The organism is Flavobacterium arabinosi (assembly GCF_048158725.1).
GTDB lineage: Bacteria > Bacteroidota > Bacteroidia > Flavobacteriales > Flavobacteriaceae > Flavobacterium > Flavobacterium arabinosi.
In genome coordinates, this window is record NZ_JBLNKX010000001.1 from 126222 (window position 1) to 148941 (window position 22720).

General features: G+C 34.8%; 15 protein-coding genes. 10 read left to right on the plus strand and 5 right to left on the minus strand.

The window, feature by feature from the left end:
* Nucleotides 1–373: 373 nt before the first annotated feature.
* From galE to ACM55K_RS00530, 4 genes are all read right to left on the minus strand, one after another.
* A complete protein-coding gene (galE, locus tag ACM55K_RS00515) occupies nucleotides 374–1393 on the minus strand; it encodes a UDP-glucose 4-epimerase GalE (RefSeq protein ID WP_416848277.1) in 1020 nt (339 codons plus the stop codon).
* On the minus strand, nucleotides 1390–2442 hold the full coding sequence (locus ACM55K_RS00520) for a UDP-glucose--hexose-1-phosphate uridylyltransferase (RefSeq protein ID WP_416848278.1): 1053 nt from the start codon (nucleotides 2440–2442) through the stop codon (nucleotides 1390–1392). The genes galE and ACM55K_RS00520 overlap by 4 nt, the downstream gene beginning before the upstream one ends.
* A gap of 1 nt (nucleotide 2443) precedes the next feature.
* Nucleotides 2444–3613, minus strand: coding sequence for a galactokinase (galK, locus tag ACM55K_RS00525; RefSeq protein WP_416848279.1), 1170 nt, complete (start codon nucleotides 3611–3613; stop codon nucleotides 2444–2446).
* Between the two features lie 87 nt (nucleotides 3614–3700).
* Entirely contained in the window at nucleotides 3701–4726 is a 1026-nt protein-coding gene (locus ACM55K_RS00530) for an aldose epimerase family protein (protein ID WP_416848280.1), read from the minus strand.
* A gap of 128 nt (nucleotides 4727–4854) precedes the next feature.
* Between ACM55K_RS00530 and ACM55K_RS00535 the strand changes: the two genes are divergently transcribed.
* From ACM55K_RS00535 to fsa, 3 genes are all read left to right on the plus strand, one after another.
* Complete coding sequence (locus ACM55K_RS00535) at nucleotides 4855–5853, plus strand: GntR family transcriptional regulator (RefSeq protein WP_416848281.1); 999 nt, start codon at nucleotides 4855–4857, stop codon at nucleotides 5851–5853.
* Between the two features lie 398 nt (nucleotides 5854–6251).
* Nucleotides 6252–8291 (plus strand): transketolase family protein, encoded by a 2040-nt coding sequence (locus tag ACM55K_RS00540; protein WP_416848282.1) that lies wholly within the window; start codon nucleotides 6252–6254, stop codon nucleotides 8289–8291.
* 33 nt (nucleotides 8292–8324) lie between these two features.
* Nucleotides 8325–8981, plus strand: a complete 657-nt coding sequence (gene fsa / locus ACM55K_RS00545; RefSeq protein ID WP_143387200.1) for a fructose-6-phosphate aldolase — start codon at nucleotides 8325–8327, stop codon at nucleotides 8979–8981.
* A gap of 250 nt (nucleotides 8982–9231) precedes the next feature.
* Here the strand turns inward: fsa and ACM55K_RS00550 are convergent, their stop codons facing one another.
* Entirely contained in the window at nucleotides 9232–9921 is a 690-nt protein-coding gene (locus ACM55K_RS00550; RefSeq protein ID WP_416848283.1) for an NUDIX hydrolase, read from the minus strand.
* Between the two features lie 496 nt (nucleotides 9922–10417).
* Between ACM55K_RS00550 and ACM55K_RS00555 the strand changes: the two genes are divergently transcribed.
* From ACM55K_RS00555 to ACM55K_RS00585, 7 genes are all read left to right on the plus strand, one after another.
* Nucleotides 10418–13462 (plus strand): SusC/RagA family TonB-linked outer membrane protein, encoded by a 3045-nt coding sequence (locus ACM55K_RS00555; protein ID WP_416848284.1) that lies wholly within the window; start codon nucleotides 10418–10420, stop codon nucleotides 13460–13462.
* 30 nt (nucleotides 13463–13492) lie between these two features.
* Complete coding sequence (locus tag ACM55K_RS00560; protein ID WP_416848285.1) at nucleotides 13493–15055, plus strand: RagB/SusD family nutrient uptake outer membrane protein; 1563 nt, start codon at nucleotides 13493–13495, stop codon at nucleotides 15053–15055.
* Between the two features lie 78 nt (nucleotides 15056–15133).
* Nucleotides 15134–16681: an alpha-N-arabinofuranosidase gene (locus ACM55K_RS00565; RefSeq protein ID WP_416848286.1), complete on the plus strand. Its 1548-nt coding sequence runs from the start codon at nucleotides 15134–15136 to the stop codon at nucleotides 16679–16681.
* Between the two features lie 11 nt (nucleotides 16682–16692).
* The gene (locus ACM55K_RS00570; protein WP_416848287.1) at nucleotides 16693–18312 is read left to right on the plus strand and encodes an arabinan endo-1,5-alpha-L-arabinosidase; all 1620 of its coding nucleotides are present in this window, start codon (nucleotides 16693–16695) and stop codon (nucleotides 18310–18312) included.
* A 113-nt stretch (nucleotides 18313–18425) separates the two neighbouring features.
* Entirely contained in the window at nucleotides 18426–19418 is a 993-nt protein-coding gene (locus ACM55K_RS00575; protein ID WP_416848288.1) for a glycoside hydrolase family 43 protein, read from the plus strand.
* A gap of 107 nt (nucleotides 19419–19525) precedes the next feature.
* On the plus strand, nucleotides 19526–20509 hold the full coding sequence (locus ACM55K_RS00580) for an arabinan endo-1,5-alpha-L-arabinosidase (RefSeq protein ID WP_416848289.1): 984 nt from the start codon (nucleotides 19526–19528) through the stop codon (nucleotides 20507–20509).
* Nucleotides 20510–20657: 148 nt separating this feature from the next.
* Nucleotides 20658–22643 (plus strand): alpha-L-arabinofuranosidase C-terminal domain-containing protein, encoded by a 1986-nt coding sequence (locus tag ACM55K_RS00585; RefSeq protein ID WP_416848290.1) that lies wholly within the window; start codon nucleotides 20658–20660, stop codon nucleotides 22641–22643.
* The last annotated feature ends 77 nt before the right edge of the window (nucleotides 22644–22720 follow it).

The window sequence follows — 22720 nt, forward strand, 5'->3', positions numbered from 1 at the left end:
TTTTTTAGAAAATTAATATAAATAAATAAGATTATTGTTATGGGTTATTTCTTTTTTTTAATGAATAATTGAACAGTTTTTATATTTACCGCTGTTCAACATCCTATGCGTACAATTATTATAAATTAAATAATTGATTATAAATTATGATATATGTTTTAATTTCATAATTTTTTTATGAATTACGAAAGTCAAAAGTAAAATAAAAAATTTTATTTACATCATTTACAAATGTGTTTTTTACATTTATTATTGTTAAATAAGTTAAATCCTAAAAACAATGTAATTAACTCGCTAATTTATAGCGCTCTTTCGCAACTATTTTTTATTTATCAATCGATTTTATCAGCTACTAATAGCTTTTTATTATAAACTAATTGTTATTCCTAACTTTTTGTTCCCATTTCCAGGCACTTGCCATCCCTTCTTCCAGAGTTGATTGTGTTTTCCAACCAAGAATACTGTTTGCTTTATCAGTATTGGCGTAAGCCGAAATCACATCACCTTCCCTTCTAGCAACAATTTTGTATGGCAATTTTTGTCCGCTTACTTTTTCGAAAGCATTAATCACTTCCAAAACAGAACTTCCAGTACCGGTTCCAAGATTAAAAGTTTCTATTTTATCTAAATTCTTTTTGTCAATTAACCTTTGCAAAGCAATAACATGCGCTTTTGCTAAATCAACAACATGAATATAATCCCGTACACAAGTTCCATCAGGTGTTGGGTAATCATCTCCGTAAACGGATAATTCTTTTCGCAATCCAATTCCTGTTTGGGTAATAAATGGCACCAAATTTTGCGGAGTTCCAATAGGCAATTCCCCAATTTCTGTTGATGGATGTGAGCCAATAGGATTAAAATAACGTAATAAAATAGCATTTACACCACTTACTTTTGTAACATCAGTAATGATTTCTTCGCCTATTTGTTTCGTATTTCCATAAGGAGACATTGCTGGTTTAACTGATGCATTTTCGTTAATAGGCATAGTCTCGGCTTGACCATAAACAGTACAAGACGAACTAAAAATAAAATAAGCCTCCGGTTTTTGTTGCAATTCCTGAAGCAAATAGATTAAAGTATTAATGTTATTTTCATAATACAATAAAGGATTTTCTACACTTTCACCCACTGCTTTAGAAGCAGCAAAATGAATTACACCACCAACATCAGAATGTCTTTTAAAAAAATCCTGAACTGATGTTTTCTCTCTCAAATCTAGCTTTTCAAAAACAGGTGTTTTGCCTGTTATAGCAACTATTCCTTTCAAAACCTCTTCAGACGAATTTGAAAGATTATCAATAATTACAACTTCAAAGCCTTCATTTTGTAATTCAACAACAGTATGAGACCCAATAAACCCTAAACCACCTGTAACTACTATTTTCATGATTTGTTTTTATAATGAACTTCTGACTGTTCTTTTAATATTGAGGCACTCTTTTCTGGAGTAATATCTCTTTGTGACTCTCCCATCATTTCGTACCCTACCATAAATTTCTTAACGGTTGCAGAACGCAACAATGGCGGATAAAAATGCATGTGAAATTGCCATTCCGGATGAGATTCCCCATCGGTTGGTGATTGATGAATTCCTGACGAATATGGAAATGATGTTTCAAAAAGATTGTCATACTTGGTTGTCAATTGCTTTAGAATTGTCGCAAAAGCAGTTGTTTCCGCTTCAGTAAAATCAGTTATTTTTCCAAAATGACGCTTGCTGATTACCATTGTTTCATAAGGCCAGATTGCCCAAAAAGGAACTAATGCCACAAAATAATCATTTTCACTTACAATACGTTCGTTCAGTTTTAATTCTTCTTTCAAATAATCCTGTAAAAGATTGCTTTGATGTTTATCGTAATAAGCTTTGAGATTATTTTGTGTTTTCTCCACTTCGGTTGGCAAGGACGATTGTGCCCAAATTTGTCCATGAGGATGGGGATTACTACAACCCATCACACTCCCTTTGTTTTCAAAAATCTGAACGTGATTAATGTAATCAACATTACCTAAATCTGTATATTCTTTTTGCCAAGTACGAATGATATCTTCAATGGCAACAACTGGCATTTCCGGCAAGGTCAAATTGTGTTTTGGAGAAAAACAAACCACTCTGGAGATTCCTCTTTCTGGTTGTGCTTTGAAAAAAGTTTCATTTTTATTTTCTTCAAATGCAATTTCTTCTTGCTTTAAAGCGGCAAAATCATTTTCAAAAACAAAAGCGTTTTCATACGTTGGATTTACCTCACCATTCGCTCGAACATTTCCTGGACATAAATAACAAGTCGGGTCATATTCTGGAAGTGCGTCTGATGTAACGGTTTCGTTTTGACCTTGCCAAGGTCTTTTTGAACGGTGCGGAGAAACCAAAACCCATTCATTGATTAACGGATTATAGCGTCTGTGCGGATCTTCGTTGATGTCAAAATTTTTCATTCTAGTTATTGTTATAAAGTGATGTTCCGTTACCGATTTTAACATCATAAATTTTTAATTCTATTCCAAAAGTATCAAAATAAAGTGCCGAAAGTTTCTTTTTAACACCCTCTTCATGCCCCTTTTTTATTAAGTTGATTGTACAACCACCAAAACCACCACCCATTAATCGGGAACCGACTACAGCTTCTTCTTTTTTAAGCGTATCAACAATCATATCTAATTCGGCGCAACTTACTTCATAATCAACTGATAATCCTTCGTGAGTTTCGAACATTAATCGGCCTAAAGTTTCGATATTACCGTTATCTAAGGCTTTACATGCTTGGACAACACGATTGATTTCTTTTACAACAAAAAGGCTTCGCTTGAACACCGCCGCACTCATTTTGTCTTTCAAACTATTCACTTTATTTTCGGTGCAATCTCTAAAACTATTGATTTTTGGATAATTCTTTTTTATAATAGCGATACCTTCTTCACATTGCTGTCTTCTTTCATTATAAGCCGATGTCATTAATGAATGTTTTACATTCGAATCGAATAAAATCAAAGAATAATCACTGAAATTAGCATCATGGTATTCATATTCCAAGGTTCTGCAATCAATTTTTATCACTTTATTTTCTTGTCCCATGACACTCGAAAACTGATCCATTATCCCACAATTAATACCAACCCAATGCTCCGCTTTTTGCCCCATTAGTGCGATATCAATTGGCTTTATATTCAAATTAAAAAGCTCATTAATTCCAAACAGAAAACCACATTCTAAAGCTGCAGAAGATGACAAACCAGAACCCACAGGGATATTACTGCTAAAAACACAGTTAAAGCCTTCGAACTCAAAATCATTTTTTTTCAATTGATTAACTACACCACGAATGTAATTAGTCCAAACATTATCCGTCAATTCCATTGGAGCAGTGACGTCTATTTCAAATTCATCATCAAGATCCATCGCAATTATTCTCGATGTATTTGAATTACTTTTTTCGAAAGCAAAACAAATAATTTTGTCAATCGCTGCTGGCAAAACATATCCGTCGTTGTAATCTATATGTTCCCCAATTATATTAATTCTCCCTGGAGAAAGCACTATTTTTTGTGGCTCAGCACCAAATGTCTCTTCAAAAAAAGCGGTCGTTTTTTTAATTAAAATATCATTCATTATTTAGAAATTGTAAGTGTTATTGTTGGGATGCGATAAAAAATTCTTAAACAAATAAAAAAAGCAATTATTATAATTATTTTTTTATCAAAAGGATTGAAACTTATAAATCGTTTTGTGATTATAGGTCTCCTCTTTTTTCAAAACTGAACTGGGAAAATGTTCGTGATTTGGTGCATCAGGAAAATTTTGTGTTTCAAAACAAATCCCGCTTAACGAATGATAATCCACATTTTCTTTCCCTTTTATAGTATTGAAACAATTACCGCCAACGTAAATGTGAACTCCTGGTTGATTCGTATAAACCGCCATTTTTAGATTATTCTTCTTATTGAAAAGCGAAGCTGCAAATTCATTTTCTCTTTCCAGAACAAACGTAGTGTCAATTTTCGAAGGACATTTTTTTGGTTTACTAAAATCAAAAGAAGAATTAGCAGTGTTTATGAACCCTCCAGTTGGAATATTTTCATTTGTTGTCTCCAACATTTTTTCGGAATTTACAATCAATTCCTGTTCTGAAATATCGGATTCGTGACCATCAAGATTAAAATAATTGTGATGCGTTAAATTCACAATTGTATCCTGAGTAGTAGTTGCTTTGTATGCTATAATCAATTCGTTTTCCTCAGATAATGTATACGTTACAGTAATTGATAAATCTCCCGGATAATTCTCTTCATTATTAGAACTGAAATACGATAAGGTTATTGATGGGTTTCTACCTTCATTTACATTTTCTGCCTTCCAAATTTTTTGGCTAAACCCTGTATTTCCACCATGCAACGAATGATTATTATTGTTTCTATTTAAATGGATTTTTTTTCCTTTCAAACTAAAAGCACCATCCTTTATTCTTCCGGCAAACCTACCAACTGTTGCACCAAGATAAGGAGCACTTTCTAAATCAAATGATTTTATATACGCCTCCAAAGTATCAAAGCCTAAAACTACATCCACAATTTCACCGTTTTTTAATGGCATTTTCAATGATGTAATAGTAGCACCATATGTGACAACCTTCAATTGCATTCCATTTTTATTAGTTAATTCATAAGAATCAACAGCTTCGCCATCAACCATCAAGCCAAACAATTCCATTACAGATTCAGTCATAAAATGTGATATTTATTTTATTTTGATTATTTTTTTATGAAATATGAAAAACCAAAATTAAAATAATTACTCTCATAAACATACCAGTACCTACCAGTTTTTAATATATTTGCAAAAACCATTTCTTTATGAAAATCATAACCGTTCAAAATAATCAGGGTGTACCAAAATACAAACAAATCATTTCTTCTGTTGAGAAGACCATAGAAGAAGGTTATTTAAAAAAGGATGAAAAATTGCCCTCAATAAACAAAGTATGTCTCGAATTTTCATTATCCAGAGATACTGTTTTACAAGCCTATGACGAGTTGAAAAAAAGAGGGATAATCTACGCTATTCTTGGGAAAGGATACTATATAAAAAGCACGGAAGTCAGAATAAAACAACGAATATTTTTACTTTTTGAAGAACTAAATATTTTCAAGGAAGACCTTTACAATTCCTTTTTAGAAAACATTGGAAAAGACGTTCAAGTAGATATTTTCTTTCACCATTTTAACATTCAAGTTTTCCGAAAACTAATAAATGACAGTAATGGTAACTACACAAAATATATTATAATGCCTACAAACCTAGTTGAAGCAGCTTCAATTATAGAAACCCTACCAGTAAATGAAGTAATCATATTAGACCAAACCAATTCTGAATTAAAAGACTATCCCGCCATTTACCAAAATCATAAAAAAGATATTTATAACGGACTACTAAAAGGAAAATCTAAATTAAGTAAATACGAAAAACTGATTCTGATTTTTCCAGGATTCAGGGAACCATTAGGCATGAAAATAGGCTTCGAAAATTTTTGCAAAGACTACGTTTTTAACTATGAAGTTATCACTGAATTCCAGAATCGGGAAATAAAAAAAGGCGAAGTCTATATTATTCCAAGTGATAGAGATTTAGTCCTTGTAATCGAAAAAGCAAAACTTCAAAACCTAAAAATAGGTAGTGATTTTGGTATTATTTCCTATAATGAAAGCCCATTAAAAAAAATTGTAGAAAATGGTATAACCACAATTTCAACAAATTTTGTAGCTATGGGGAAAATTCTAGCTGAGATGATTCTGAAAGGAAAAAAAGAACAAATAGAAAACAAGAGTGCCTTGATTATTAGGAATTCTTTATAAAAAACAATTCCCTTATTTACATTCATAATTTTAAAAAAATACAAATACTATTTTTTATTGGCAAAGAAAATATGGTTCTCATTAAAAAAAGCAAGAAAAATAATTTATTTGTTATTGTAGAATAAATTTATATATATTTGCAAATGTATTTTTTACACTTATTATTAATTCCTACGTTAAACCCTAAAAAACAGCATTTTATTTGACCAACTTAAAAATGACTGGTGACAAATAATCAAACACAACAATACTTTTAAAGCTATTAGCATGTTTAATATTAAACCAACCATTTCAGAGCCAAACCATTTAGAAACTTTAGAATCTCTATGTTGGAATAACTACAATAAAAACGAATCATGTCTTTTTTCTAATTACAAGAAAACTATTATAATTAAATTATGAATAAAAAAATTGATCAATTAGCAGCCGATAATATAAGAGCACTTGCCATTTCAATGGTAGAAAAAGCAAAGTCAGGACATCCAGGAGGTGCCATGGGCGGTGCCGATTTCATGCATATTTTGTACACTGAATATCTGAATTTTGATCCTACAGAAATGGATTGGACTTTTAGAGATCGTTTCTTTATGGATGCCGGACATTTATCGGCATTAATGTATTCTCAATATCATTTATTGGGTAATTATAAAAAAGAAGACCTTCAAAATTTCAGACAATGGGGTTCTGTTACACCTGGCCACCCGGAAGTAGATGTACTTAGAGGCATTGAGAATACTTCAGGTCCTCTTGGACAAGGGCATGCGATGGGTGTGGGAGCGGCAATTGCAGCCAAATTTCTGGACGCAAGATTTAAAGGACTTTTCAATCATAAAATATACGGTTTCATTACTGATGGTGGCGTACAGGAAGAAATTTCTCAGGGAGCAGGAAGAATCGCAGGACATTTAGGATTGAATAATTTTATTATGTTTTATGATTCTAATGATGTGCAGCTTTCTTCCATGACGGATGAAGTTACCTCCGAAGATACAGGAATGAAGTACGAAGCTTGGGGATGGAATGTAATAACTATTGACGGACATGACCATGAGCAAATCAGGAAAGCGCTGCACGAGGCTCATGAAGAATCAGAAAAACCCACTTTGATAATTGGAAAAACAATTATGGGAAAAGGTACTGTTACTGCAACGGGCGACATGTATGAAGGTGAATGTGAATTACACGGAAAACCAATTGGTGAAACCAAAGCAGATTATACAAAAACACTTGTCAATCTAAATGCTAATCCTGAAAATCCATTTGCCATTTTTGAAGAAGTTGAAACGCATTATGCAAAAATACTAGCAATAAAAGGGGAGAAATCAGCCTATAAAAAATTGCAAATTACAACTTGGAGAAAAGAAAATAAGGAACTATCTCAAAAGATGGATTTGTTTTTATCTGGAAAACTCCCCGAATTAGATTTAAGCAGTGTTATCCAAAAACCCAATGCGGCAACAAGAGATGCTTCTTCAGCAGTACTTGCGTATTTAGCAGAAAACGTGGAAAACATAATTGTTTCCTCGGCAGATTTGTCTAACAGTGATAAAACAGATGGATTTCTAAAAAAATCATCCATATTACAAAAAAATGATTTCAGTGGAGCCTTCTTGCAAGCAGGAGTTGCAGAACTGACCATGACAGCCATTGCCAATGGAATCGCACTTCATGGAGGCGTTATTCCTGTAGTGGCAACGTTTTTTGTGTTTTCCGATTATATGAAACCTGCCATTAGATTAGCAGCCATTCAAGAAATACCGGTAAAATATGTTTGGACACACGATTCTTTCCGCGTGGGTGAAGACGGACCAACGCACCAACCTATTGAACAGGAAGCACAAATCCGTTTAATGGAAAAAATAAAAAACCATTCTGGAGAACAAAGTTTATTGGCGCTGCGTCCAGCCGATGCAATAGAAACTTCGGTAGCTTGGAACATGGCATTAAACAATACCAAAACACCAACAGGCCTAATTCTTTCCAGACAAAACATTAAAGACATTCCTGCGCAAGGAACGTCAAGATACGAAGAGGCAACTGAAGCTACAAAAGGAGGTTATTTAGTGAAATCCACGCAAAATCCTGACATTACTTTAATCGCAAATGGATCAGAAGTTGCCACACTTTTAGAAGCAGCCATTGTATTAGAAAAAGATAAAAATTTAAAAATAAATGTAGCTTCCATTATATCCGAAGGCTTATTCAAACAACAATCAAAAGCATACCAAGACAGTATTATTCCAAAAGGAAAATTGGTATTTGGACTTACAGCCGGACTTCCGGTAAATCTTGAAGGCTTGATTGGCGATAGTGGAAAAGTGATTGGATTGGATCATTTTGGCTATTCAGCTCCGGCCAGTGTATTAGATGAAAAATTCGGATTTACAAGTGAACACGCTTGCGCAGCAATCCTTAAATATATTGAAGAAAGTAAATAAATCAACAACCAGAAAAACTAAATAATAAAAGACATGAAATTTTTTATCGATACCGCAAATTTAAAAGACATAAAAGAAGCCAATGATTTAGGAATCCTAGACGGCGTAACCACCAACCCATCGCTGATGGCAAAGGAAGGAATTACGGGAGCTGAAAATATTATTGCCCATTATGTGAAAATATGTGAATTAGTTGATGGTGATGTTAGTGCCGAAGTGATTTCAACTGATTTAGCAGGAATGATTGCCGAAGGAGAAAGATTAGCCGCTTTGCACCCTCAAATCGTGGTGAAAATTCCAATGATTAAAGAAGGTATAAAAGCGATAAAATACTTTTCGGACAAAGGAATCAGAACCAACTGTACTTTAGTATTTTCAGCAGGTCAAGCCTTACTTGCTGCTAAAGCTGGGGCCACTTATGTATCCCCTTTCATTGGTAGATTAGATGATATTTCTACTGATGGAATGGCTTTAATTGCTGAAATCAAATTGATTTACGACAATTACGGTTATGAAACACAAATTTTGGCGGCTTCAGTACGTCACGTCATGCATATTTTGAATTGTGCAAAAATTGGAGCTGATGTAATAACAGGTCCTTTGAGCGCCATTGAAGGTCTATTAAAACACCCACTTACAGACAGCGGCTTAGCTACTTTTTTAGCAGATTACAACAAAGGGAATAGTTAATACTAACCTTTAATCTTTTAGAACTACCCTATTTTAGCCATTTTATATAGTATGGTAGTTTTAATTCATAAGAAATAAACTAAAATCTTGAAATTGTAGTAAATCAAAGAAAATAAGATTATTTCCGTCCATTTTTTACTTAATTACACAAAAAAAGGAAGTCTCATAATGAAACTTCCTTTTTTATTTCCTGAAATAATGAAACTTCTTCTTTCAAAAAGTTGATTTCAAATTAAAAATTTAAAACTATTTATAAGTTCAAAACAAAATCATTCAATAATTTTGCATCATACTTCTCTTTGTCAAACGTATATAGGTAAGACCCTTTTCTGGAAGACATCATATCCTTCTCCTCTAATTTCACAAGAATATCCAACGAGTTTATTTTACTGATAAAATTTCTCTTATCCAGTTCTTTGCTTAAAATAGCTTCGTATAATTCCAACAATTGACGCATCGTAAATTTCTCCGGTAAAAGCTCAAATCCAACAGGCTTAATAGAAGTTCTATAACGCAATCTTCTAATGGCGTGTTCTACCATAGAATCATGGTCAAAAATTAGTTTAGGAGCTTGAGCAACACTAAACCATTGTGCATGATAATTTTGAGTCAGTTCAGCATTATGATTTTCAATATTAATCAAAGCATAATAGGCGACAGAAATGGTTCTTTCTACCGGATCCCGATTTATTTCACTATACGTATACAATTGTTCCATGTATATATCTTGAAGTCCAGTATAGTTATCAAGTATTCTAATAGCTGCACTATCCAATACCTCATCTTTTCTAAGAAATCCCCCCATTAAAGACCACTTCCCTTTTTCAGGTTCAAAATCTCTTTTAATCAAAAGTATTTTTAATCCTTCATGATCAAATCCGAAAATGATACAATCTACTGCTAATAAAACCTTGTCAGCAGAACTATAACTATTTAACATACTACGCTTTTTAGGGTAAATATATAAACTTCCTTTTAGGTTTCATAATTTTATTAATGTAGATTTTACACTTAGTGATTCCAAAAATCAAAACAGAAAACCCAGATTTGTAATCCGACTTTTTCCAATTTCGATCGATTAAGATGATTATTAACGATTTATTGTTGTAGAATTTGACCCTTTTATTAAAAAAGACAAGACGTAAACAATCTAAAAGTTGACTATTTCCCCCTTTTTTTAAAATAATTAAGAAAGGTGATTTTTTATATAATTGTTGGTTTTTTGAAACAAAGCGTAAATTTTACACAAAGTAATTGTGAAAATTTGCTTTTTTTTAAAAAAATCACAACTTTTAAGTGTTCTTTTTACACTTAAATTACGATATGTATTTTTTTTCGCTACTTTTTTTACCAGATTAATTTGTTTTTATAGAATTTTTTTAATTAAATTTACAAATGTAAAATACACACTTATAAACTAACCAAAACAAAACAGAATGAAAACAAACCAACGATCCTTTTTTTATTGCAATTTTTTATTGCCAAGAAAAGAATGGCTGCTAGCAATAGTAGTTATGCTATTTTCTACTTATAATCTTTCTGCTCAAGAAGCTAAGGTCATTCAGGGAACCGTTACGTCTACAAAAGATGCAATGTCTTTACCTGGTGTAAATGTTTCAATAAAAGGTACTAATACAGTAACAGTTACTGGCTTTAATGGAGAATATTCAATAAAAGCCACCCCAAAAGATGTTCTTGTTTTTTCTTACATAGGATTTTCAAATCAAGAAATTACTGTTGGAAACAAATCTCAAATAAACATAGTATTAAATGATGATTTGAATAAACTCGATGAAGTAGTTGTTATTGGGTACGGTACACAAAAGAAATCAGACCTTTCTGGATCAGTTGGTATTGTAAATATGGAATCTGCAAAAAAAACAGTAACCTATGATGCCGCAAAAATGCTTCAGGGACAAGTAGCTGGTGTAACGGTACAATCTTCTGGTGAACCAGGGGGATTTGTAAATATTAAAATTAGAGGGCTTAACTCGTTTACTAACAACAATCCTCTTTTTGTAATTGATGGAATGATTGTAGATTCTCCGTTTGATTTCGCCCCAGGAGATATCGAATCGATGCAAGTACTTAAAGACGCTTCATCGGCAGCTATTTACGGAGTTCGTGGAGCTAATGGTGTTGTAATTATTACAACCAAAAAAGGAAAAGCAGGGAAACTAAACATCAAATATAAATCTCTTGTTGGTTTTCAAAATGTATCCAAAAAATGGTCAGTAACTGACAGAGTAGGTTATCAAACGATTACCAGTGCTGCAGAAAAAAATGCAGGATTAAGTGTAGCTCCAGGAAATGACCCAACAAATCCACTTTATATTAATAATGTTGATACTAATTGGCAAAATGCCGCATATGAAACTGGAGTTATAGAAAACCACTCGTTAGCGTTTAATGGCGGTGCTGAAGAATTAGCCTATAATATGAATATGGATTATTTCAAAAACAGCAGTTATATCAAATCTCCTCAAGACTATGAAAGATTGTCTATGAATATGAATTTGAATGGAAAAAAAGGAAAATTCAAGTACGGTACAAAAATAGGATATACACAATCTGACAAAGAAAACTTCAACAGTTATGTAGGAGAAAATGCAGTTGGGGCTTTAGTTGGTGCAATTCCTACAATGCCGGTTTATGATGCAAACCGATTAGGTGGTTACGGAGGTACAACCAACTTAACACAAAGAGCCATATCACTTAATGTCATAGGATTCAACAACTTAATCGAAAACAATGGGAAAAGAAACCGCTTTATTGGGGATGTTTGGGGAGAATATGAAATTGTAAAAGGATTAAAATATAAAATTGACGCCAGTTTTGACCGATTGGATTATGAAAACAGAAGGTACATTCCACAAAGTGATTTAGGATGGTATTATATTACTACCAAAGAAGAAGCTTCATTAGATGTATCAACAGGTAGCAATGACAAAACATTTTTTAACAACACATTAACCTACTCATTAGATATCGAAAAACATAAATTTGATATTTTGGCTGGTTGGGTACAAGAACGCAACGATTCTTACAATCACTGGTCAAGAGGCGTAGGCTATGATTCAGGTGAAATAAGTAAACTACAATATGCAGATGATACTAGTACGGGAGAAAGTAATGTAACCATAACTGGTAAATCATATATAAGCAGAATCAATTATTCTTATGACGATCGCTATTTGTTGCAAGCTAACTTTAGACAAGACAAAACATCTCTTTTTAGCGAAAAAAACAATACCGCTAATAACTACTCCTTCTCTGGAGCTTGGAAATTAAGTAACGAAAAATTTATTCACTTACCAGAATGGGTAAACACTATCAAATTAAGAGGTAGTTATGGTAAATTAGGAAATAATACTATTCCTCCGTATTTTTTCGCCACAACAATCAATAGTTTTGCGGGCTATGATTTTAATAATCAATTGGCTCCCGGTACAACAGTTGTAGCATCTTTAGATCCAAATGTTCGATGGGAGGATGTAAAAACGACCGATGTAGCCCTTGAACTTGGATTGTTCAACAATGACTTGCAATTTACGGCAGAGTATTTTGTGAAAAATTCTACAAATTTATTGGTTGATGTTCCGTTACCGTTTTCTACAGGTGCTTTCCCTGCATCTATTAGAACAAATGCCGGTGCAATGAGAAACAAAGGCTTTGAATTTTCTACAACGTACAACAACAACGACAATGCTTTCAAATACAGCATATCTGCCAATATAGGAACGTTGAAAAATGAAGTATTGCAAATTGGTATCAATGGGAATCCAATCTATGGTGCTGCTTCAAAAACAGTAGTAGGCAGGTCTATAGGCGAAATTTTTGCTTATGAAACCGCTGGTATTTTTCAAAACGCTGCCGATCTTGCTGCATCACCAACACAGACGAATGCTGGAGTGGGTGACATTAAATTCAAAGATATCAACGGCGACGGTATGATTAGTGATCTAGACAGAACATTTCAAGGAGTTACGGTTCCTAAATATAGCTATGGTTTTAATTTTAGTGGTTCTTACAAAAACTGGGACATCGCGATGTTTTGGCAAGGTGCTGGTGGAAACAAAGTTTTCAATAGTATATACCGCAATTTAATGGCAGGACAATATGGAAACCACAGTACAGATGAACTTAATTATTGGACTCCTACAAATACCAATACAAACGTTCCTCGCCCAATTATTGGTGACCCTAATGCAAACGGTAGAGACTCTAATCGATTTATAGAAAATGGAGACTACCTAAGACTACAGACTATGGAAATTGGATATCAAATTCCGGTTTCTTCTAAAAGTTTTATTCAAAAAGCAAAAGTGTATGTAAATGGGCAAAACTTATTGACTATTAGTAAATATAAAGGAAGCGACCCTGATTTTAATAGCAACGACGGATCATTCTCAAGAGGATATGATGGTGGTTCATTCCCAAATCCTAGAACTGTTTCTTTAGGACTTGAAGTGAATTTTTAAAAATAACCAAACCAATTAAAACGAATCAAAATGAAATATAAAATATTTAATTATCTAGCTAGTTTCTTTTCACTGGCAGTTATAACAACAAGTTGTGTCAACAATGAAGATTTAATTCAGCTTGACCCTAATAATGATGCTGCAGATTCATTCTGGAAAAATGACCAAGACGCTATAGAAGGTGTAAATGCCGCTTATGGTAGTTTGTTAACTGATGGTACTTACATGCGAAGTACTCCATTATTATTAGACTTAAAAGGGGATGATACCAGAAGTAACAGTCCATGGGGAGCCATGCAAAACGTCGGCCGTTTTAATTCAAATGTATCGGACGCAGCAATTTATGGGTGGGCTTATGAAACGTATTATCAAGGTATTTACCGTGCTAATCAAGTTTTGACCAATGTAGCTACCATCAATATGACCGATACAGCGCTTAAAAGCAGAATCTTGGGTCAAGCCTATTTCTTGAGAGGATTGTATTTATTTCATGCGGTAAATATGTTTAAAAACGTACCTCTACCGACAGAAATTGCTGCTTTCTATCCTCAAAAAACAGAAGCAGAAGGTTGGAAACAAGTTATTGCAGATTTTAAAGCTGCAGCTGATTTGCTTCCTGCTTCGTACAGCAATGTTACTGGTTTAGATGCAGGTCAAAAAGGACGTGCCACAAAAGGAGCAGCTTTAGGATATTTAGGAAAAGCGTACTTGTTTACCAAAGATTTCACAAATGCGAAAGTTGCATTCAAACAAGTCATAGATTTAGGGGTTTACTCTTTAGTATCTAATTACCGTGATAACTTTACTGACACTAACGAAAATAATTCAGAATCACTATTCGAAGTACAATTTAGTAGAAGTGCAGGTGGTGTTGATTTAGGTTGGGGTGGTGCTCCAGCTACAGGATGGGGAAAAACATCAGCAAGAGCTATTACTTATGGACCTAGGGCTTTTGGATGGACAGACGTACAACCAACAAGAACATTATTTAATGAGTTCCAACAAGAAAAAACTACGACGAATACAGTGGATCCACGTTTAGATGCCACTATGTTCTATAACAAACCAGGTGGAATGCAACTTTACGGACAGAATTTCGCTACTGTTTATGCAGGAAACTCAGCAGATTTAAATGATTTATTTTGCAGAAAATATGAAAATTCAGATGGGGCTTATGCGAATGAATTTGACTGGCGTTCTGGTATAAACGAGCGTTTATTACGTTATGCTGATGTATTGTTAATGTACGCTGAATGCTTAAACGAAACTGGCGATACTCCAGGAGCTTATACATATATTCAAATGGTTAGAACTCGTGTAGGTTTACCTAATTTAGCTACTGCAAAACCAGGATTGACACAAGCAACCATGAGAGACCAAATTGGACACGAAAGATTCTTGGAATTCCCATTAGAAGGACACCGTTTTGATGACATTCGTCGTTGGGGTTGGTTGCAAGATCCAGTAAAATTAGCATGGTTAAAATCAAGAGATGTTGAATTTAATTCTTATGCAACAGGAAGAGAATACTTCCCTATACCACAATTAGAAATGGATAACAATCCAGGTACGATTCAAAATACCGGATATTAATATTATTTATTTGAATTAGTTAAAACTTTAATATCACATGGTAAAATTTACCATGTGATATTATAACTTAAAGACAACATGAAAAAAGCATCATTACTATTACTTGTTTTTACTTTTTGCAATCAAATTATGGTTGCACAAAAAGAAACCACAGTACTTTCTATAAAGAATACTGCAAATGCACCTACTATCAATAAAAATATCTACGGACATTTTGCAGAACATTTAGGAAGATCAATCTATGGTGGCTTCTTTGTTGGGGATACATCAAAAATACCCAATACAGCTGGCGTTCGAAATGATGTTGTAGCCGCTTTAAAAGACTTAAAAATACCAAATTTACGTTGGCCGGGTGGTTGTTTTGCCGATACCTACCACTGGAAAGATGGTATTGGACCAAAAGAAGAACGACCAACAATTGTAAACCAATGGTGGGGAGGCGTTACCGAAGACAATAGTTTTGGAACCCACGATTTCTTAAACCTATGCGAACTACTGGGTACCGAGCCTTATTTGGCCGGAAACATGGGCAGTGGCACGGTTCAAGAATTAGCAGACTGGGTACAATACGTGAATTTTAGTGGAAAAAGCCCAATGAGTGATTTGCGTATTAAAAATGGTAGAAAAGAACCTTGGAAAGTAAAAATATGGGGAGTTGGTAACGAAGCTTGGGGTTGTGGCGGCAACATGACACCCGATTATTACGCAGGTGAATACCGCAAATATGCCACCTTTATGTCAGATTGGTCCAACACAGGAGGCTTGATGCGTGTAGCTTCTGGGGCGAACAGTGCCGATTATAACTGGACTGAAACCTTAATGAAAAACATCCCAGGTAATATGCTTGGCGGAGTAGCTTTACATCATTATTCCGTAATTGATTGGAGCAAAAAAGGAGATGGTGTCGATTTTACCGAAGACATCTATTTCAGAACTATGACAGAAGCATTAAAAATGGAGGAACTCGTTACTAAACATTCCGCCATTATGGACAAATACGATCCAAAGAAAAAAATAGCCTTGGTAGTTGATGAATGGGGCGGTTGGTATGAGGTTGAAAAAGGCAGCAATGCTGGCTTTTTATACCAACAAAACACCATGAGAGATGCCGTTTTGGCGGGAACTACCCTGAATATTTTCAACAATCATGCAGACAGAGTTCGTATGGCTAATTTGGCTCAATGCGTCAATGTACTACAAGCGGTAATTCTTACCGATAAAACAAAAATGTTGTTAACGCCAACCTATCACGTAATGAAAATGTATAGCGTACACCAAGACGCTACTTTAATACCCCTAACATTTGAGTCGCCTCTATACACACTCAATGACAAAAATTTACCAGCCATAAATATTTCGGCTTCAAAAGACGCCAAAGGCTTAACTCATGTTTCATTGGTAAATATTGACGCCAAAAAAGAAAATAAAATAGAGATTGACATAAAAGAACTTGGAATTAAAAATGTTACAGGAACTATAATCACTTCAACAAAATTGCAAAACCACAATACATTTGACAATCCAACAAAAATTCAACCCGTAATTTTTAAAGGATTTGAAATTAAAAAAGGCAAACTTGAAATAACAATTCCTCCTTTTTCTGTTGTAACTCTAGAAGGGAAATAAAAAACACGAAAATGAAAAAATCAAATTCCATTATAAAGTTAGTACCCTATTTAGTACTTTTTTTATTGATACTATCCGTGAGTAGTTGTTCCAGTAGCGATGACAGTCCGAGCCCTGCTCCAACACCGACACCAACGCCTACACCGACTCCTACACCAACATTTGCAGGACCTATTTATGCAGATAATTATTCCTCCATTGCTGCATGGGGTTCTAATTCGCAATGGAATTTAGCCAACGTACACGACCCTTCTGTCGAAAAATGTGGCGATTATTATTATATGTACCAAACAGATGCTTCTTATGGAAACGCACATGATGGACACGGTCATTTTCATTACAGACGTTCTAAAGATCTTGTAAATTGGGAATATATGGGACCTTCAATGACAACAGCTCCAGCTTGGGTAAAAGATTCATTGAATAATAAAAGGGCTCGTATGGTTCCGGCTTTACCACCAATTGCAAATCCTAGATATGGTTATTGGGCGCCTTACATCAAAAAAGTAGGTAGCAAATACCGAATGTATTACAGCATTGTGGTAGATGAACCGATTACAGGTACTAATTTTGACACTTCGTGGTCAGAAAGAGCCTTTATTGGATTGGCAGAATCGGACGATTTAGCCACTAATGTTTGGGTTGACAAAGGAATGGTAGTATGCTCTGAACCAGACGGATTAAAACCGTATTCTTTTACAGGCACCAGAAATTGGGAAAATGCTTATTTCAAATTTAATGCCATCGACCCTACTTTTACCGTTACTCCAGAGGGCGAACATTATTTAATTTACGGTTCATGGCATTCCGGTATTGCAGCACTTAAACTGAATCCAACTACAGGAAAACCAGATCAATTAAAAACGTTAAGTGATTATGGAACACGTATTGCTTCCCGAAGTGCCACTAGTCGCTGGCAAGGCTCCGAAGGTCCAGAGATTATTTACAATCCGGACACTCAATATTATTATCTTTTCTTGGCTTATGATGGTTTAGATGTTCCTTACAACACCAGAGTTTGCCGTTCCAGAAGTATTACAGGTCCTTATCTAGGAATCAACGGTGCCAATGTAACCAATGGAGCTGATGCTTGGCCAATGCTTACGCATCCTTATGGATTTAACAACCATACCGGATGGGTTGGATTTGCACATTGTTCCGTTTTTCAAAATCCAGATACAAAACAATGGTTCTATGCTTCTCAGGCTCGCTTGCCAAAGGATGTACCAGGTATCAATGCATCAAATGCCCTCATGATGGGACACGTTCGCGCCATAAAATGGACAGAAGACGGCTGGCCTGTAGTTGATCCCGAAAGATATGCTGCAGTACCAGAAACTACCATTAGCGACGCGTCATTCATTGGAACATGGGAGCAAATTACAATGAATTATCAATATGGAGTTATTCAAAAATCAACTACAATATATTTAACCGCTGACAAGAAAGTAAGCGGTGGAGTTACTGGAACTTGGTCGTATGACAGCACTAACAAAACACTAACCGTCAATGGCATAAAATGTAAAGTTAGTGATGCTTGGGACTGGGAAAAAAGCACTCGTAAAGTAACCATTTCTTATTCTGGACTTACCGCTGCGGGAATTCCGGTTTGGGGTAAAAAAATAGATTGATAGATTCTTTTAATATTTAGATTAGTTAGTAAAAAATGCGCCTCTTGTTTCTTTACAGGAGGGCGCATTTGGATAAAACAAACACAGTAAAGAGCTGTAAAGTCTTTAAAGAAATGAAAAAAACACTCTCCATCCTATCGCTTTTGGCACTTATTGCATCTTGCAAAACCATAAAGCCAGATGAGGTTACGGCTTCCGCCAATGGAAATGCAAATCAAACTTTGACAATGAATAATCCCATTATCAAAGACAAATACACGGGAGATCCTGCAGCTTTGGTATACAAAGACAAAGTATATCTCTATGCCGGTCATGATGAAGCGCCAAATGATTTCAATTTTTATAAAATGAATGAATGGTTGGTGTATTCCTCATCCGACATGGTGCATTGGCAAGAACATCCCGTACCGCTAAAAGTGACTGATTTTAAATGGGCAAAATCCGATGCTTGGGCTTCTCAAGTTATTGAACGCAACGGAAAATTTTATTGGTATGTGACCGTTTCACACGGAACTATCAATGGAAAAGCTATCGGTGTTGGTGTTTCCGACAGTCCAACAGGTCCTTTTAAAGATGCTTTAGGAAAGGCTCTTATTACCAATGATATGACCACACAAACCAAGATCGATTGGGATGATATTGACCCAACTGTTCTAATTGATGATGATGGCCAAGCCTATCTTTTTTGGGGAAATACTGTTTGCCATTATGCAAAATTGAAAGCTAACATGATGGAACTTGACGGCCCAATACAGACCATCAGTTTGCCAAATTATACAGAGGCACCTTGGATTCACAAACATAAGAATTGGTATTATTTATCATACGCCTATCAATTTCCTGAGAAAATTGTCTATGCCATGAGCAAGTCTATCAATGGACCATGGGAATACAAAGGAATTTTAAATGAACTTGCCGGAAACTCGAATACAAATCATCAAGCTATAATTGATTTCAAAGGAGGTTCTTATTTTATTTATCACAACGGGGGTTCTCAGCCTAACGGTAGCAGTTTTAGAAGATCCGTTTGTGTAGACCGTTTGTATTACAATGAAGATGGAACTATGAAACGAGTAATTATGACTTCGGAAGGGATAACACATTAAGCAGTTTTCAGTCGCAGTTTTCAGGAATTGCTTTAAACATAAACGATTAATAAAACCATTTAAACTTACATTTTCTTAAATGACTTATGGTTTAAAAAAAGTAAAACATGAAATTATATAAAAAAATACATCCTCTACTCCTCCTATTTATACTAGTAATAACGACTTCGTCATGGGCGCAAGACATTACCGTTCATGATCCCGTGATGATTAAACAAAAAGACACGTATTATTTGTATTGTACGGGACAAGGAATTAGTGTTTTTAGTTCTAAAGACATGAAAAACTGGAATCCGGAACCTGCTATATTTAAAGAGAAACCGGTTTGGGTAGATTCAGTCGTGCCTGATTTCAAAAATCACATTTGGGCACCAGACATTTCTTTCCACAACAATACTTATTATTTGTATTATTCGGTTTCGGCTTTCGCCAAAAATACTTCGGCGATTGGAGTAACAACCAATTCTACTTTAGACCCGAAAGACCCCGCTTACAAATGGGTCGATCAAGGAATCGTCATTCAATCCATACCCAATCGCGACCTTTGGAATGCCATTGATCCCAACTTGACATTCGACGAAAACAACATGCCTTGGCTGGCTTTCGGCTCTTTTTGGGAAGGTTTGAAAATGGTCAAATTAAATCCTGATTTAAAATCTATTGCGCAACCCCAAGAATGGCACACGATTGCAAAACGCAAAAGAACCTTTGAACTAGCCGACACCAATCCCGGAGATGGCGCACTCGAAGCTCCTTTTATATTCAAAAAGAACGGTTATTATTATCAATTTCTTTCATGGGATTTGTGTTGCCGAGGCGAAAAAAGCACCTATAAAGTAGTTGTGGGAAGATCAAAAAACATAACTGGCCCTTACGTTGACAAAGACGGAAAATTATTAACTGAAGGCGGTGGAACGTTACTTATTCAAGGAAATAAAAACTGGTACGGAGCCGGTCACAACAGCACCTACACTTTCGACGGGAAAGATTATATTGTTTTCCATGCCTATGAAATCAAGAACAATGGAAGACCAAAATTAGAAATTAAAGAATTGAAATGGGATGCCAATTTATGGCCTATTGTTCAATAACGCAATTGAAAACAGATGAAATGACCTTCATCAAAAAAATAAAAATTGGATTGATTATAAAGAGATAAAGACCAAATAGTAAAAATAATTAAAGTTTAGAGTTCAATTCAAGAAACTTCAAACCTTAACTTTAAAAAAAATTAAAAAAATGAAACCGAATTTAATCACTAAAATCACCCTTTGTGGCCTATTACTGAATGGTATATATGTCAATGCCCAAAAAACGAATCTCGAAGTTAATATTGCCAATACAATTACTAAAATTCAACCTACGATGTATGGTGCCTTTTTTGAAGACATCAATTTTGCCGCGGATGGTGGATTATATGCTGAAATGATTAAAAACCGTTCTTTCGAATTTGAAACGCCACTAATGGGTTGGAAACAGCCGAATAGTGACAAACATTCTTTCAATGAACAATCGGGTATTGCAACAACCATCAAAGTATTGGAAAATAAAACCAATCCAAATTTTTGCAGAGTTCTTGTAAATGACGACAAAGGATTTGAAATAATTAATGAAGGGTTTAGAGGAATGGGAATAAAAAAAGATGCTCGTTATAATCTTTCTCTAAAAGCGGCTAATCACAACGGAGCCATTAAAAAAATCATCATCCAATTTATCGACAGAAATAAAAAGGTTTTAGGCGAAACCATCATTGTCCCAACAGCTTCTGATTGGCAATCCTATTCTGCACAATTTACAGCTACTCAAACAGAAGCAAAAGCGCAGTTAAAAATCACTTTCGAAGGAACAGGAACAATCGATCTAGATATGATTTCCCTATTCCCAGAAGACACTTGGAAAAATAGAAAAAATGGTTTGCGTAAAGATATCGTACAATTACTTTATGATATGAAACCCGGATTTTTGAGATTCCCCGGAGGTTGTATTGTTGAAGGAAGAACTTTGGCACAGCGTTACCAATGGAAAAAAACCGTAGGCGATGTAGATAAAAGAGAAACATTAATCAACCGATGGAATACCGAGTTTGACCATAAACCAGCTCCTGATTATTTTCAAACTTTTGGTCTAGGATTTTTTGAATATTTCCAGCTTTCCGAAGATCTTGGTGCGCAGCCATTACCAATTTTAAGTTGCGGAATGGCATGTCAATTCAATACTGGAGAATTAGTTCCAATGGATGAGTTAGATCCTTACGTGCAAGATGCTTTGGATTTAATTGAATTTGCAAATGGTGGCGTTGAAACTCCTTGGGGAAGAATCCGTTCTGAAATGGGACATCCAAAACCTTTTAATTTAAAACTTATTGGTGTTGGAAATGAGCAATGGGGGCCTCAATACATCGAAAGATTTAAAGTATTTGAAAAAGCAATAAAATCAAAATATCCAAAAATGACTATCGTTTCAGGTGCAGGTCCATTTCCAGAAGGTGATTATTTTGATTATGGCATGCAGGAACTTAAAAAATTAAATGCCGAAATCGTTGATGAACATTATTATAAAAACCCACTATGGTTTAGAGAAAATGCAACTCGTTATGACAAATACGACAGAAAAGGACCTAAAGTTTTTGCAGGAGAATATGCCGCTCAAAGTGTCGCTATTGCAAGCCCTGATAATAAAAACAACTGGGAATGTGCGTTCTCTGAAGCTGCTTTCATGACTGGTTTAGAAAGAAACGCCGAGGTAGTGAACCTAACTTCCTATGCCCCATTGATGGCGCATGAAGAAGCTTGGCAATGGACACCGGATTTACTTTGGTTCAACAATTTAGAAGCCTATGGTTCAGCAAATTATTATGTACAAAAATTATTTTCAACTAATAAAGGAACTGATTTAATAGCCATCACAAAAGACGGAAAACCAATAACTGGACAAAATAACCTTTTTGCTTCAGCGGTTAAAGATGTAAATACCAAAGAAGTAATCGTAAAATTAGTAAACACGGCTGCAACGGCACAAGAAGTAAATGTAGACTTAAAAGGAAGCAAATTAGCATCAAAGGGAACTGTTATAACACTTACAAGTCCAAATTTACAAGATGAAAACTCTTTTGCTAATCCCAAAAAAATAAGCCCGACACAAAGCGAATTAAAGTTGAAAGGAGAGACCGCAAAAATGAGTCTTCCAGCCTATTCGGTAACCGTTTTGAAGATAATGTTGAAATAATCACAACATAATAATTGTATTATTGACATTTATTTTTCATTTCACTCATAAACAACTATTTTATTGATGTTTTGATA

Excerpts from the sequence above, each read along its gene's own strand:
- ACM55K_RS00575 (WP_416848288.1), top strand. The coding sequence starts at position 18,426 with ATGAAAAAAACACTCTCCATCCTATCGCTTTTGGCACTTATTGCATCT.
- ACM55K_RS00585 (WP_416848290.1), top strand. The coding sequence starts at position 20,658 with ATGAAACCGAATTTAATCACTAAAATCACCCTTTGTGGCCTATTACTG.
- ACM55K_RS00540 (WP_416848282.1), top strand. The coding sequence starts at position 6,252 with ATGAATAAAAAAATTGATCAATTAGCAGCCGATAATATAAGAGCACTT.
- ACM55K_RS00555 (WP_416848284.1), top strand. The coding sequence starts at position 10,418 with ATGAAAACAAACCAACGATCCTTTTTTTATTGCAATTTTTTATTGCCA.
- ACM55K_RS00580 (WP_416848289.1), top strand. The coding sequence starts at position 19,526 with ATGAAATTATATAAAAAAATACATCCTCTACTCCTCCTATTTATACTA.
- galK (WP_416848279.1), bottom strand. The coding sequence starts at position 3,613 with ATGAATGATATTTTAATTAAAAAAACGACCGCTTTTTTTGAAGAGACA.
- galE (WP_416848277.1), bottom strand. The coding sequence starts at position 1,393 with ATGAAAATAGTAGTTACAGGTGGTTTAGGGTTTATTGGGTCTCATACT.
- ACM55K_RS00530 (WP_416848280.1), bottom strand. The coding sequence starts at position 4,726 with ATGACTGAATCTGTAATGGAATTGTTTGGCTTGATGGTTGATGGCGAA.
- ACM55K_RS00520 (WP_416848278.1), bottom strand. The coding sequence starts at position 2,442 with ATGAAAAATTTTGACATCAACGAAGATCCGCACAGACGCTATAATCCG.
- ACM55K_RS00560 (WP_416848285.1), top strand. The coding sequence starts at position 13,493 with ATGAAATATAAAATATTTAATTATCTAGCTAGTTTCTTTTCACTGGCA.
- ACM55K_RS00565 (WP_416848286.1), top strand. The coding sequence starts at position 15,134 with ATGAAAAAAGCATCATTACTATTACTTGTTTTTACTTTTTGCAATCAA.
- ACM55K_RS00550 (WP_416848283.1), bottom strand. The coding sequence starts at position 9,921 with ATGTTAAATAGTTATAGTTCTGCTGACAAGGTTTTATTAGCAGTAGAT.
- ACM55K_RS00570 (WP_416848287.1), top strand. The coding sequence starts at position 16,693 with ATGAAAAAATCAAATTCCATTATAAAGTTAGTACCCTATTTAGTACTT.
- fsa (WP_143387200.1), top strand. The coding sequence starts at position 8,325 with ATGAAATTTTTTATCGATACCGCAAATTTAAAAGACATAAAAGAAGCC.
- ACM55K_RS00535 (WP_416848281.1), top strand. The coding sequence starts at position 4,855 with ATGAAAATCATAACCGTTCAAAATAATCAGGGTGTACCAAAATACAAA.